This window comes from Catenulispora sp. GAS73 (assembly GCF_041262085.1).
Taxonomy (GTDB): Bacteria; Actinomycetota; Actinomycetes; order Streptomycetales; family Catenulisporaceae; genus Catenulispora.
In genome coordinates this window covers 77,192-90,671 of record NZ_JBGCCM010000044.1, presented here as the reverse complement: position 1 = coordinate 90,671, position 13,480 = coordinate 77,192, and the positions used below count along the sequence as shown (strand labels likewise).

General features: G+C 71.8%; 10 protein-coding genes. 7 read left to right on the top strand and 3 right to left on the bottom strand.

The window, feature by feature from the left end; translation table 11 throughout:
* Positions 1-279: 279 nt before the first annotated feature.
* Positions 280-1,947: a phenylacetic acid degradation protein PaaN gene (paaN, locus tag ABH935_RS43565; protein WP_370383868.1), complete on the bottom strand. Its 1,668-nt coding sequence runs from the start codon at positions 1,945-1,947 to the stop codon at positions 280-282.
* 119 nt (positions 1,948-2,066) lie between these two features.
* Here paaN and ABH935_RS43560 point away from each other — a divergent pair, with 119 nt between their 5' ends.
* From ABH935_RS43560 to ABH935_RS43540, 5 genes are all read left to right on the top strand, one after another.
* Entirely contained in the window at positions 2,067-3,608 is a 1,542-nt protein-coding gene (locus tag ABH935_RS43560) for a 3-hydroxyacyl-CoA dehydrogenase NAD-binding domain-containing protein (protein ID WP_370383867.1), read from the top strand.
* Entirely contained in the window at positions 3,605-4,810 is a 1,206-nt protein-coding gene (pcaF, locus tag ABH935_RS43555; protein ID WP_370383866.1) for a 3-oxoadipyl-CoA thiolase, read from the top strand. Before ABH935_RS43560 ends, pcaF begins: the two co-directional genes overlap by 4 nt.
* 23 nt (positions 4,811-4,833) lie before the next feature.
* Positions 4,834-6,129 (top strand): phenylacetate--CoA ligase PaaK, encoded by a 1,296-nt coding sequence (gene paaK / locus ABH935_RS43550; RefSeq protein ID WP_370383865.1) that lies wholly within the window; start codon positions 4,834-4,836, stop codon positions 6,127-6,129.
* Positions 6,130-6,143: 14 nt separating this feature from the next.
* Complete coding sequence (locus tag ABH935_RS43545; protein WP_370383864.1) at positions 6,144-6,758, top strand: TetR/AcrR family transcriptional regulator; 615 nt, start codon at positions 6,144-6,146, stop codon at positions 6,756-6,758.
* Positions 6,759-6,889: 131 nt separating this feature from the next.
* Positions 6,890-7,279, top strand: a complete 390-nt coding sequence (locus ABH935_RS43540; RefSeq protein WP_370383863.1) for a hypothetical protein — start codon at positions 6,890-6,892, stop codon at positions 7,277-7,279.
* Here ABH935_RS43540 and ABH935_RS43535 read toward each other — a convergent pair.
* Both ABH935_RS43535 and ABH935_RS43530 read right to left on the bottom strand, forming a co-directional pair.
* On the bottom strand, positions 7,249-8,052 hold the full coding sequence (locus tag ABH935_RS43535; RefSeq protein ID WP_370383862.1) for an aminoglycoside 3'-phosphotransferase: 804 nt from the start codon (positions 8,050-8,052) through the stop codon (positions 7,249-7,251). The genes ABH935_RS43540 and ABH935_RS43535 overlap by 31 nt on opposite strands.
* Positions 8,053-8,178: 126 nt before the next feature.
* Positions 8,179-9,354, bottom strand: a complete 1,176-nt coding sequence (locus tag ABH935_RS43530) for a uroporphyrinogen-III synthase (protein WP_370383861.1) — start codon at positions 9,352-9,354, stop codon at positions 8,179-8,181.
* A gap of 202 nt (positions 9,355-9,556) precedes the next feature.
* Between ABH935_RS43530 and ABH935_RS43525 the strand changes: the two genes are divergently transcribed.
* On the top strand, positions 9,557-11,701 hold the full coding sequence (locus tag ABH935_RS43525) for a molybdopterin oxidoreductase family protein (RefSeq protein ID WP_370383860.1): 2,145 nt from the start codon (positions 9,557-9,559) through the stop codon (positions 11,699-11,701).
* Positions 11,698-13,440, top strand: a complete 1,743-nt coding sequence (locus ABH935_RS43520) for an FAD-dependent oxidoreductase (RefSeq protein WP_370383859.1) — start codon at positions 11,698-11,700, stop codon at positions 13,438-13,440. Before ABH935_RS43525 ends, ABH935_RS43520 begins: the two co-directional genes overlap by 4 nt.
* Positions 13,441-13,480 lie beyond the last annotated feature (40 nt).

Below are 13,480 nucleotides of genomic sequence, written 5' to 3'. Positions count from 1 at the left end.
CCGACTCGGCCGCATCAACAAAACCGGAACCGGCACCTACACCGCCAACACCACACCCTTGACACCACCACCCAACCCTTAACTACGCGCCCTTGCAAACCGGCCAGGTTGGCAGGGCCCGCCGACGCGGCGAGGGACCCAGAACCAACACCCCGCGTGGTCCGGAGGATCCGGCGAACGACGTGGCCGGGCGCCGAAAGACGGCGCTGCCCCCAGACACGAGTCCGGGGGCAGCGAGTCAGAACTGGTTCAGCGCCGAATCAGCGCCGGCGGGAATCCTCAGATGTGCCGCCGCGACTGCACCACCCGGAACCGGCTCGCCACATAAGCCAGGTCCGACAGTGCGGCGTTCGCCGCCGGGTTGGCGCCGGTGGCGTGGAAGTCGGAGAAGGCTGCGCTCTGGTTCACGTAGACGCCGCCGGTGAGGTTGACCGAGAGGTTCACGCCGGCGTCTAGGGCGGCGTCCTCGGTGTGGGCGATCACGTCGTCGTGGGTGGAGTAGACCGCGGCGGTGATGGCGCCGTGGGCGCGGACGGTTTTGCGGAAGGTTTCGATGGCCTGGTCGGTGCTGTCGGCGGCGATCAGGAAGCTGATCGGGCCGAACCACTCGCCGGTGTAGACCTCGGTGTCGGTGACGTCGATCGCGGCGATCAGTGGGGTGCGGACTTCGGCGCCCGGGTATTCGGCGTTGGACACGGTGCGGGAGGCTAGGACGGTCTTGCCGACCGACTCGGCCTGCTTCAGGCGGTCGGTGACGCCGGGGTTGCAGACCGCGCCGAGGAGGGCGTTGGCGCGTGCGTCGTCGCCGAGCAGCTTCTCCACGGCGCTGGCCAGGTCGGTGGCGAAGTCGTCGAAGGACTTGTGCTCGCCGGCGGCGGTGATGCCTTCGCGGGGGACGAAGATGTTCTGCGGGGTGGTGCACATCTGGCCGCTGTAGAGGGAGAACGAGAACGCCAGGTTGCCCAGCATGCCCTTGTAGTCGTCCACCGAGTCGACGATGACCGTATTGATGCCGGCCTTCTCGGTGTACACCACGGCCTGCGGTGCGTTGCGCTCCAGCCACACGCCGAACTCGGTGGAGCCGGTGTAGTCGATGATGCGGATCTCCGGGCGCAGCGCGACTGTCTTGGCCAGCCCCTCGCCCGGCTTCTCCACTGCCAGCGCGACCAGGTCCGGGTCGTAGCCGGCCTCGGCGAGGGTGTCGCGTAGCACCGCGACGGTGATCGCCAGCGGCAGGATCGCGTTCGGGTGCGGCTTCACGACCACCGCGTTGCCGGTGGCCAGCGAGGCGAACAGGCCCGGGTAGCTGTTCCACGTCGGGAACGTGTTGCAGCCGATGACCAGGCCGATGCCGCGCGGTACGGGGGTGAACTTCTTCGCCATGTGCAGCGCCGGCTTCGGCCCCTGCGGCTTCTCCCACTCCGCCGCCGAGACCTGCGCGGTCTGCGCCGCGTACGCGTACGCGACCGCCTCCAGCCCGCGGTCCTGCGCGTGCGGGCCGCCGGCCTGGAACGCCATGCCGAAGGCCTGGCCGGAGGTGTGGTGCACGGCGTGCGCGATCTCGTGCGTGCGCTCGTTCAGCCGGGCCAGCGCCTCGATCAGGACCGCGGCCCGGGCCTCGGGGCCGGCGTCGCGCCACTTCGGCATCGCCTGCTCCATCGCCGGGAGCAGCACGTCCAGGTCCGGGTGCGGGTATGTGACGCCCAGCGCCACGCCGTACGGCGACTTCTCGCCGCCGACCAGCTCGTCGGTTCCGGGCTGGGCCAGCGGGAAGGGCCGGTTCAGGTAGCCCTCGTAGGCCGCCTTGCCGGTGCCGGCGGCCTCCTCGCCGTACGCCTTCGGGATCTCCGGGTACGGCGTCCAGAACGCGCGTTCGCGGATCGCCTGCACCGCCCGATCGAGGGTCTCACGGTGGCGGACGGTGAACTGCTCGGCCGTGGCGGTCATCTGCGACTCCCGGAATGCTGGTGTGGCGGCCCTGACGGGATCTAGAGTAAACCGAACGGTCGGTCGGTTCCAGGGTGGGACACCCCCTAGGACCGCCGCCTGGGAAGGAGTGGACGCGGATGGTGGGGAACGACGCCAATGAATCACTCGTCGGAGTGATCGGCGCCGGGACGATGGGCGCCGGGATCGCCCAGCTGGCGGTGCAGGCCGGGCATCCGGTCGCGGTCTTCGACGCGGTCGAGGGCGCGGCGGCTCGCGCCGTCGCGGGCGTCGGAAGGCGCCTGGACTCGCTCGCGGCCAAGGGCCGGATCGCCGCTGAGGAAGCTCAAGCGGCCAAGGACCGGCTCGGCGCGGTCGAGACGCTGGACGCCCTGAAGGACGCCGGCCTCGTGGTCGAGGCGGTGATCGAAGACCTCGGCGTGAAGCAGAAGCTGTTCGCCGACCTGGAGGACATCGTCGGCCCGGACTGCCTGCTGGCGACCAACACCTCCTCGCTGTCCATCAGCGCCATCGCCGGCGGCCTGCGCGCGCCCGAACGCCTGGTCGGCATGCACTTCTTCAACCCGGCGCCGCTGATGCCGCTGGTCGAGATCATCGACGGCCTGGCCACCGACCCCGGGCTCAGCGCGGCCGTCGCGGACCTGGCGCAGGCGTGGGGCAAGACCACGGTCCACTGCCGCTCCACGCCCGGCTTCATCGTCAACCGCGTCGCGCGGCCGTTCTACGCCGAGGCCCTGCGCGCCTACGAGGAGCAGGCCGCGGACTTCGCGACCATCGACGCGGTCGTGCGCGAGAGCGGCGGCTTCAAGATGGGGCCGTTCGAGCTGATGGACATGATCGGGCTCGACGTGAACCTCGCGGTGTCCACCTCGGTGTGGGAGGCGACCGGGTACGACCCGCGCTACACGCCGGCGTGGACGCAGAAGGAGCACGTCGCGGCCAAGCGGCTGGGACGCAAGAGCGGCCGCGGGTTCTATGAGTACGGCGAGGACGTGGAGAAGGCCGCGCCGAGGTACGAGGGCAGGCGTGACGTGCGGGGATCCGGCAGGACCCTCTTCCGTAGCCACGGCAAGACGGCGACCTCCTACGGCGACGGCCGGATCCTGCTGGACCTCGCGATCGACCCCGACGGCACGCCGACCGCCGCCCTCGCCCCGGCCGCCGACACCCCGAACGTGGACTTGGAAGCGGCGATCGCCTACCTGCAGGGTCAGGGCAAGAAGGTCGTGGTCCTGGAGGACGTTCCCGGCCTGGTCGTGACCCGTACGGTCGCGCGCCTGGTGAACGAGGCCGTGGACGCGTTGTACCGGGGCGACGCCGACGAAGAGGACATCGACACCGCCATGAAGCTCGGGGTCAACTACCCCAAGGGCCCGCTGGAGTGGGGCGCGGACCTAGGCTTCGCCTATATCTGCGAAGTCCTCGACAACCTTGAGGACACGTACCGCGACGGCCGCTACCGCGCCTCGCCGCTGCTGCGCCAGCTCGCGCACGCCGACCGGCTCATGGATTCCCCGCTCAACGACGCGGTGGGGCGCGCTTTCGTCGACGGAATCCTCCGCGACGCGTCCGACCTGGGCCACAACCACCACGACCGCGACGACCGCGACCACAACGACCACGACCAGCACCACGACGACCCGGACAAGGACCCAGCATGACCGACGCCTACCTCGTCACCGGAACCCGCACCCCCTTCGGCCGCTACGGCGGCGCGCTGGCGTCCGTCCGCCCCGACGACCTGGCCGCGCACGTCATCCGCGAACTGCTCGCGGGCGTCCCGCAGGTTCCCGGCGCGGCGGTCGAAGAGGTCTTCTTCGGCGACGCCAACCAGGCCGGCGAGGACAACCGCGACGTGGCCCGCATGGCCCTGCTCCTGGCCGGACTGCCGGTGACGGTCCCCGGCGCCACGGTGAACCGGCTGTGCGGCTCGGGCCTGGAGGCGTTGGTGCAGGCCGCGCGCCAGATCCGGCTCGGCGAGGCGGACATCGTCGTCGCCGGCGGCGTGGAGTCCATGTCGCGGGCGCCGTTCGTGATGGGCAAGGCCGACACCGCGTTCGCGCGCACCGCCGACGTCTTCGACACCACCATCGGCTGGCGTTTCGTCAACTCCCTGATGAAGAAGCAGTACGGCATCGACTCCATGCCGGAGACCGCCGAGAACGTGGCCGAGGACTTCCACGTCGGACGCGAGGACCAGGACGCGTTCGCGCTCCGTTCCCAAGAGCGTGCGCTGGCGGCCCAGGCGAACGGCCGGCTGGCCAAGGAGATCACGCCGGTGACCATTCCTCGCCGCAAGGCCGACCCGATCGTCGTGGACCAGGACGAGCACCCCCGCAGCACCTCCCTGGAAGCGCTCGCGAAGCTCGGCACGCCGTTCCGCGAGGGCGGCACCGTCACCGCCGGCAACGCCTCCGGCGTCAACGACGGCGCCGTGGCGCTCCTCGTCGCCTCCGGCGAGGCCGTGGAGCGTTACGGCCTCACGCCGCTGGCGAAGGTCGTCACCTCCCACACCGCCGGCGTCGAGCCACGCATCATGGGCATCGGCCCGGTGCCGGCCACGCGCGGCGTGCTGGAGCGCGCCAAGCTGGGAATCGGGGACATCGACGTCGTCGAGCTCAACGAGGCGTTCGCCGCGCAGTCGCTGGCTGTCTTGCGGGAGCTGGGACTCCCCGACGACGCCGATCACGTGAACCCCAACGGCGGCGCCATCGCCCTCGGCCATCCGCTCGGTGCCTCCGGCGCCCGCCTGGCCCTCACGGCGGCGCTGGAGCTGAACGAGCGCCAGGCGCGGTACGCGGTCGCGACGATGTGCATCGGCGTCGGGCAGGGGATCGCGGTCCTGCTGGAGCGTGCGGCATGAGTTCGCTTCCAGGTTTGGGGAAGATGCAGATTCCGCCTCGGTCGCTCGACGACGCAGAGCGTGCTTCTGTCGAGGAACTCAGGGCTCTGCAGACCGAGCGCATGGCGTGGAGCCTGGGACATGCCTATGCCAACGTGCCGCACTACAAGTCAGCCTTCGATGAAGCCAGCGTCCATCCGCGTGACTTCAAAGAACTGGCCGATCTGAGGCACTTCCCCTTCACCGCGAAGAAGGATCTGCGCGACAACTACCCCTTCGGGATGTTCGCCGTGCCGAGGGATCAGGTCGCGCGGATCCACGCCTCGTCCGGCACCACCGGTAAGGCCACGGTCGTCGGGTACACCAAATCAGACCTCGACAACTGGGCGGCTGTCGGCGCGCGGTCGATGCGTGCCGCAGGTGTCCGTCCGGGGGATCGTGTCCACGTCGCCTACGGCTACGGCCTGTTCACCGGCGGTCTCGGCGTGCACTACGGCGCCGAGGCGCTGGGGTGCACCGTCATTCCCATCTCCGGCGGCCAGACGGCGCGCCAGGTGCAGCTGATCCAGGACTTCGAGCCGGACGTCATCTGCGTGACGCCGTCGTACCTGCTGGCAATCGTCGACGAGATGGAGAAGCAGGGCATTGACCCGGCCGCGACCTCGTTGCGGATCGCGGTGCTCGGCGCCGAGCCGTGGACCGATGCGATGCGGGCCGAGATCGAGCAGCGGCTCGGGGTGCACGCCGTGGACATCTACGGGTTGTCCGAGGTGATGGGCCCCGGGGTCGGGAACGAGGACGTCGCGGAGAAGGACGGCACGTATCTCTGGGAGGACCACTTCTACCCGGAGATCGTCGATCCGGACACCGGCGAGGTGCTGCCGGACGGCGCGAAGGGCGAGCTGGTCTTCACGTCGCTGACCAAGCAGGCGATGCCGGTCGTCCGGTACCGCACGCGCGATCTGACGCGGCTGCTGCCGGGCCTGAGCCGGCCGATGCGGCGGATGGAGCGGATCACCGGACGCAGCGACGACATGATGATCGTGCGCGGCGTCAACCTCTTCCCGAGCCAGATCGAGGAGGAGTTGCTGACCGTCGCGGGGCTCGCGCCGCACTTCGTCTGCGTGCTGACTCGCCCGGGGCGGCTCGATGAGCTGTGCGTGCGGGTCGAGGCGCGGGAGGCGGACGTCGACCGGGCCGCGGCGGCGCGGCGGCTGGCGTCCGGCGTGAAGGAGAGGTTCGGGGTGACCGTTACCGTTGACGTCCTGGACCCCGGCGGCCTGGAGCGGTCGCAGGGCAAGGCACAGCGCATTCTCGACATGCGGGGCGACCACAATTGAGTACACGGGTTTCTATGAGTGCACAGACGGGCGCCTCCTCCAGGCGCACCACCTACACCCCCGACTCCCTGCTGGAAGTCGCCGTGGCCGTGTTCAACGAGCGCGGGTACGACGGCACCAGCATGGAGGACCTGGCGCGGGCGGCGGGGATCACGAAATCGTCGATCTACCACCACGTCAAGGGCAAGGAGGAGCTGCTGACGCGCGGCGTCAACCGGGCCCTGGACGCGCTGAACGCCTCGCTGGACGCGTTGGACACGCTGGAGCCGCTGCCGGACGCCGGGGAGCTGGACCGGGTGGAGCAGGCGGTGTTCCGCGCGGTGCAGATCCTGGTCGAGGAGCTGCCGTACGTGACGCTGCTGCTGCGGGTGCGCGGGAACACCGAAGCCGAGCGCGCGGCGCAGGCCCGGCGGCGGGAGATCGACCGCCGGCTGGCCGGGTTCGTGGAGCGCGCGGCGACGGCCGGGGTGCTGCGGGCGGATCTGGACCCGCATCTGGCCTCGCGGCTGGTGTTCGGGATGGTGAACTCGGTGGTGGAGTGGTACCGGCCGGGGCCGGGGCGGTGGTCCGCCGACGATGTCGCCTCGGCGGTGACGCATCTGGTGTTCGACGGGTTGCGGCGGCGCTGATCAGGGTGCTGATTCCCGGCACCGGCTGCTTCGCATTTCTTCAGCAAGTTCTCAGCACGCGGCGTCTTGTAAGGACCGGGCAGATTCGGGAAGATCTGCGCTAGACGTGGTGACTGAAGGAAGTTCGCGACATGATCGATGCGCCCGCCCCGGTCGGCATGGTCGCCGACCTCTTCGAACCGGAACCGGCCACGTGGGGTCTGCGCGGGGATCCGTATCTGTGGCGGTCCATGCGCACCATGCTGGCGAAACAGGTCCTGCCCACCGCTGAGCGCGACCTGGTCGAGATCCTGCGCTCCTCGTTCCGCTGGCTCACCGGAAACGATCTTCAGGACACCTCCACCGACCGGATCTACCGCGAGGAACTGGCGCGCGGGGGGATGACCAGCGGGCAGGTCGATCTGGAGGTCTGGCGGAACGTGCTGGTCCCGCTGCTGGTCGAGCGGTGGCGGATCGTCGCGCCGGTAGGGTCCGCCGGCCCGTCTGTGACTCAGGGGCCGGCTTCCCACAGCAGCCGGTAGTACTCGGTGCGCTCGGCGTCGGGCGCGATCCCGTACGCGTCGAGCAGCGGCTCCTGCCAGCCGTCGCCGTAGTTCCAGGTGGTCGACCAGGTGGCGATCGCCAGGTCCGACCAGCGGTCCGCGACGCCGAGGGCACCGAGGTCCACGTGGCCGGCGAAGCGGCCGTCGGCGGTCAGCAGGGTGTTCGGGGCGCAGGTGTCGCCGTGGCAGACCACGAGCTTGTCGACCGGCGGGATGTCGGCCAGGCGCTTCAGGATCTCGGCCCGCGTGCGGTCGGCGAAGTCGGGATGAAGTGTGCGGTGCGCGCGGCCGTCGGCGTTGCGCTCGGCCTCGGCGACCCGCTCCTCGGCGGAGGCGCTGAAGGGGCACGCGGCGACGGGCAGCGTGTCGTGGAACGTACGCAGACCCTCCCCGATCACGCGGACGGCGGTCGCAGGATCCTGTTTCCACCGGTCCACGACGGCCATCTCCCCGTCGAGCGCGGCGGTGATGAGCCATGCGCCCTCGGTGTTCGACGCCTGCTCCACCACCCGCGGCACGGCCACGAACGCCCCGGCCCACCGCATGCGCGCCGCCTCACCGGCCAGGTCCAGGTCGCTCCCGGCCGGCGCCCACTTCGCGTAGCGGGCGTCCGGGCCCTCGCCGAGCCGGAAGGTCGAGGCGGCCTCGTTGTACCAGACCGGCACGATCGGCCGGCCGCCCGCCGCCGCGCGGACCGGCTCGGGGACCGGGTGATCGGGCGGCGGGACGTTGGTGAAGCTGAGCGAGGTCACTCAAGTGAGGATGCCAGGCGGCGGGCATCCAGACCCGGGATTATCGGTCGCGCCCCTGGTCAGTCCGATCGCCGGCCGCTAGCACCCGGCAGCTCGGACCCCGCCGCTCGCACCCGGCAGCTCGGCTCAGCTCGGATCCACCGCGAGCCGGTACCCCCGCTTCGTCACCGTCGCCACCACGTCCGCGTGCTCCCCGAGCGACGTCCGCAGCCGCGCGACCGTCGCCTCCACCGCGTGCTCGTCGCGCCGCATGCCGGTCCAGACGCGGCGCAGCAGCTCGGCGCGGCTCAGGACGCGGCCGGGCTGGCGCGCCAGCTCGCGCAGCACGCCGGCCGGGAGCGGGGACAGGGGGACCGGGCGGCCGTCGATCAGGACCGCGTTGCCCTGCACCACGATGTCGCGGCCCGGGGTGTTCAGCCGCCGTCGCACGCGCGGCGGCAGCTCCTGCGTTATCACTCGTGCCAGCGACCCGAGGCGGCCCCGGTCCGGCCACACCGGCGTGATGCCGTGCGGCTCCAGCGGCGCCGCGCACACCGGGCCGATGCACGCCGCCAGCACGTCCGCCTGCATCGCGTCCACGACGCGGTTCAGGTTGCCGTCGTTCTCCGCCGCCGCCAGGAACGCCGCCGCCCCGGGGGCCGAGGTGAACGCCACCGCGTGCACCTGGCGTCGGACCACCGCCTCCACCAGGCGGCCGACCGCGGCCGTGTCCTGCGGCGCGCCCCACTGGTACACCGGCACCGGCACGACCTCGGCTCCGGCGCCGCGCAGCGCGTCGAGGAACGCGGTGTCGGCGCTGCCGTGCAGCTGGACCGCGATGCGGGTGCCGGTCAGGTCGCGGGCCAGCAGCCAGGTCAGCAGTTCGGTCGAGGACTCCGATGGCGGCGAATACGTTTCGCGCATCCCACACTGCCGGATCGCGCCGGTCGCCTTCGGGCCCCGGGCGGCCAGAGTGGCGGACGCCAGCACCGTCGACAGCGGCTCGGCCAGGCCCCAGCCCTCGGCCGTGGAGATCCACGCCCGCCAGCCGATCCCGGTCGTCGCCACCGCGTAGTCCAGCGGCCCGCGCAGGCACTCCTCGGTCGCGGCCCGCAGCACCCGGTCGTCACTCAGGGGGATGATGCGCATGGTCGGGGCCATCATGATCTCCGCGCCGCGCCGCCGCAGCATCGCCCCGAGCTCTTCCCGCCGCCGGTCGGAAGTGATCGCCACGACGCAGCCGACCAGGGGTTCGGGGAGCGCTCCGGCCTGCGTGACCGTCGGTGAACCCGGGGTATCCGAATCGGTTGTCATCGTGTCCATGAGCCGCACTATCTCCACGTCCGATTACGGCGGTGTTGCCGACCGGCTACGGGGCGGTAAGACGGTTCGCGTTCGACTCGCGGCCCTGCGTAACCTCAATAAGCAACGCGTCATGTCGGGAGACTGACGGTATGAGACCTCCGTCGCGCGGGAGTAACGGCGCGGCGCTGCGATGGAAACGCACGATAGTGAGGCTGGGCCCATGGACGTGTTCTCGCCGGTCACCCGCACCCACTGCCCGTACTGCGCGTTGCAGTGCGGGATGGAGCTGCACGCCGAAGCGGACGGCGCCGGAACGCGGCTGCGGGTCGCGGGCTGGGACGCGTTTCCAGTGAACAAGGGAGCGTTGTGCCTGAAGGGCGCGACCGCGACCGAGGTGCTGAATCCGGCCGTGCGCCTGACGTCGCCGCTGATCCGCCGCACCGCCGATGCCGAGCTGGAACCGGCGAGCTGGGACGAAGCCCTCGACTTCACGGCACAGCGCCTGAAGGCGATCGCCGCCGAGCACGGCCGCGACGCGGTGGGCGTCTTCGGGGGCGGCGGGCTGACGCATGAGAAGGCTTATTCGCTCGGCAAGTTCGCCCGCGTGGTGTTGCAGACCCCGCACATCGATTACAACGGCCGCTTCTGCATGAGCGCGGCCGCCGCGGCGTCCCAGCGCGCCTTCGGCGTGGACCGCGGCCTGCCGTTCCCGCTGGCCGACGTGGCGCACACCGACGTGATCCTGCTGGTCGGCTCCAACCTCGCCGACACCATGCCGCCGGCGTTGCGGTACCTCACGGCGCAGCGGGAGAACGGCGGGCGGCTGATCGTCGTGGATCCCCGGCGGACGCGGACGGCCGAGCAGGCGGACCTGCATCTGCAGCCGGTGCCCGGTACGGACGCGGCGCTGGCCGCCGGGCTGCTGCACGTGCTGATCGCCGAGCACCTGGTCGACGAGGAGTTCGTGGCCGCGCGGACCAGCGGGTTCGAGGAGGTGCGGGCCGAGGCGCAGCGCTGGTGGCCGGAGCGGGTCGAGGCGGTGTGCGGGGTGCCGGCCGGGGATGTGCGGGCGGCGGCGCGGATGTTCGCCGGCGGCGGTTCCGGTGGTTCCGGCGGTGCCGGCGGCGCGGGCACTGGCCGTGCCGGCACCGGCATGGTGCTCACCGCACGCGGCACCGAACAGCAGGCCGACGGCGCCGACGCCGTGAACGCCTGGATCAACCTGGCGCTCGCGGCGGGCAAGGCGGGGCGTCCGTACTGCGGGTACGGCGCCATCACCGGCCAGGGCAACGGTCAGGGCGGACGCGAGCACGGGCAGAAGGCCGACCAGCTTCCCGGCTACCGCAAGATCACGGATCCGGCGGCGCGGGAGTACGTGGCGTCGGTGTGGGGCGTTTCGGCGGACGCGCTGCCGGGACCGGGGCGTCCGGCGGTGGAGCTGCTGGCGTCGTGCGGTACTGATATACGGGCCCTGTTGGTGGCGGGCTCGAATCCCGTGGTGTCGGCACCGGATGCGGATTTCGTGACATCGCGGTTGCGGGCGCTGGAGTTCCTGGCCGTGTGTGACGTGGTGTTGTCGGAGACGGCGGCGCTGGCCGACGTGGTGTTCCCGGTGACTCAGTGGGCTGAGGAGACCGGGTCCATGACGAACCTGGAAGGCAGGGTACTGCTACGTCGGCAGGCCGTGACGCCGCCCGACGGAGTGCGCTCGGATCTGTTGGTCATGGGAGGTCTGGCGGAGCGGTTGGGGTGGCCGAAGTTCCTGACGTCGCCGGCCGAGATCTTCGACGAGCTGGCCCTGGCCTCGGCCGGGGGAGTGGCGGACTACTCGGGGCTGTCGCACGAGCGACTCGACGCGACCTCGGAAGGCGCCGGGCTGCACTGGCCGTGCCCGACGCCCGACCACCCCGGGACGCCGCGGATGTTCCTGGACGCGTTCGGGACGCCGGACGGCCTGGCGCGCTTCGTGCCCGTCGCCTGCGAGCCGGCGGGAGAGGAGCCGTGCGCGGACTTTCCGTACCGGCTGACCACGGGCCGGGTGCTGGCGCAGTACCAGTCGGGGGCGCAGACGCGGCGGGTGCGCGCGCTGAACAAGGCCGAGCCGGGACCGTTCGTGCAGCTGCATCCGGACCTGGCGGCGGCGCTCGCGGTCGGCGAGGGCGATCCGGTGCGGGTGACGAGCAGGCGTGGGACGGCGGTCGCGGCGGCGCTTATCAGTGACGGGATCCGACCGGACACCGTGTTCATGCCCTTCCACTGGGCCGGTCCGGGGAAGGCGAACGCGCTGACGCGCCGCACCACGGATCCGGTGTCGGGGATGCCGGCGTTCAAGACCGCGGCGGTGCGGCTGGAGGCGGCGGAATGAGCCGCGTCGTGGTGGCCGGCGCGGGGCTGGCGGGGCACGAAGTGGTGCGGCGGCTGCTGGCCGATCCGGCGTTCGACGGGACGATCACCTGGCACGCCGGGGAGCCGGGGCACCCGTATAACAGGGTGCTGCTGACGGATCTACTGGCCGGGCGGCACGCACCGAAGGCGATCGAACTGCCGACGCTGAGCGACCCGCGCCTGACCTACGAGACCAGCCAGCTCCGCAGCATCGCCGCGGCCGAGTTCGACCACCTGGTGCTCGCCACGGGAGCCGAGCCGGTGATCCCGCCGGTGCGGGGGAACGCGGTGGCGCTGCGGACGCTCGCCGATGTGCGGACGATCCTCGCGGAGCTTGATGGCGACCTCGACGGCCGCGATGCCGGTTTCGGCGGTCGAATGCCCGGCGGCGCGCGCGGCGGATCGGGCGGCGGCGCTGGCTTGGGCGGCAGCGAACGCAGCGGCGCGCGCGGCGAATGGGGCGGCAGTGCGGGCTTGGGCAGCGGCGAACACAGCAGCGCGCGCGGCGTACCAGGTAGCGGTGCGGGCTTGGGCGGCAGCGAACACAGCAGCGCGCATGGCGGATCGGGTGGCGGCGCTGGCTTGGGCGGCAGCGAACGCAGCGGTGCGCGCGGCGAATCGGGCAGCGGCGAACACGGCGGCGCGCGCAGCGGATCGGCCGACGGCGCTGGCTTGGGCGGCGGCGAACACAGTGGCGCGCGCGGTGGATCGGGCGGCGGTGCGGGCGGCGGCGAACACAGCGGCGTGCGCGGCGAGTCGGGCGGCGGCGCTGGCTTGGGCGGCAGCGAATACAGCAGCGCGCGCAGCGGATCGGGCAGCAGTGCGGGACCCAGCGGCCGTAAGAACAGCGAGTCGAGCCGCGGTGGCAGCTCCGGCATGGCGCAGATCGGCCGCAGTTTGCTTGCCGGACTCGGTGGTCGGCGGCATGGCGCAACCTTGCGCGTCGCGGTGATCGGCGGTGGGCCGCTCGGCGTTGAGACAGCGTGCGCGCTTGCCAGCCGTGGCGTGCGCGTCGAACTCCTGCACCGGGGCCCGCACCTGCTGTCCCGCTGGCTCGATGCCGAGTCGGGCGCTCTCCTCGCCGGCTCTCTCACCGAGGCCGGCATCGCCGTGCACTGCGACACCGACGTCTCCGCCGCGACCGGTACCTGGCCGACCGCCGAGCTCGTGATCCTCGCCTGCGGCGTCCAGCCCCGCGTCGCCCTGGCGCGTGCCGCAGGGCTGCCGATCGGTGCCGGAATCCTCGTCGACACATCCGGCCGTTCCCTCGGGGACGAGCGGATCTTCGCTGTCGGTGACTGTGCCGAAACCATCGGCGTGGGCGCCGCGGGCGGTGCGCTCGCGGCGTTGGAGGGTGCGCGGCGCGCCGTGGCGGCTATCGGTGGCGCGCCGGTTTTGCCGCCTCCGCCTGCTGTTTCGCCCCTGCGGCTGCGCACCTACGACATCCCCGGCGCCGACGTCGCCGTCCTCGGCGGTCCTCGCGCCGAAGCGTCCATCCAGTTCACCGACCAGCGGCGCCGTACGCGCAAGGTGCTCGCGTTCGACGGTGACGTGCCGGTGGCCGCCGCGCTGGTCGGCGACGTCAAGGCCGCCGCCGCGCTGGCCCTGGCCATAGCGCGCCCGGCTGCGCCCGCGCCGCGCTCGCCGGCCGCGCTTCTCACATCGCCGCTTCTCACATCGCAGGCGGCCCACGGTGCGGGCGGTTTCGGCGAGGCGTAACAAACCTGACGCGGACGGGAAACGGCGCGGCGGCAGCCTG

Bases quoted from the DNA above. Each gene is read 5' to 3' on its own strand.
- ABH935_RS43530 (WP_370383861.1), bottom strand. From the start codon at position 9,354: ATGGACACGATGACAACCGATTCGGATACCCCGGGTTCACCGACGGTC.
- paaK (WP_370383865.1), top strand. From the start codon at position 4,834: ATGCAGATTCCGCCTCGGTCGCTCGACGACGCAGAGCGTGCTTCTGTC.
- ABH935_RS43540 (WP_370383863.1), top strand. From the start codon at position 6,890: ATGATCGATGCGCCCGCCCCGGTCGGCATGGTCGCCGACCTCTTCGAA.
- pcaF (WP_370383866.1), top strand. From the start codon at position 3,605: ATGACCGACGCCTACCTCGTCACCGGAACCCGCACCCCCTTCGGCCGC.
- ABH935_RS43520 (WP_370383859.1), top strand. From the start codon at position 11,698: ATGAGCCGCGTCGTGGTGGCCGGCGCGGGGCTGGCGGGGCACGAAGTG.
- ABH935_RS43545 (WP_370383864.1), top strand. From the start codon at position 6,144: ATGAGTGCACAGACGGGCGCCTCCTCCAGGCGCACCACCTACACCCCC.
- ABH935_RS43560 (WP_370383867.1), top strand. From the start codon at position 2,067: ATGGTGGGGAACGACGCCAATGAATCACTCGTCGGAGTGATCGGCGCC.
- ABH935_RS43525 (WP_370383860.1), top strand. From the start codon at position 9,557: ATGGACGTGTTCTCGCCGGTCACCCGCACCCACTGCCCGTACTGCGCG.
- paaN (WP_370383868.1), bottom strand. From the start codon at position 1,947: ATGACCGCCACGGCCGAGCAGTTCACCGTCCGCCACCGTGAGACCCTC.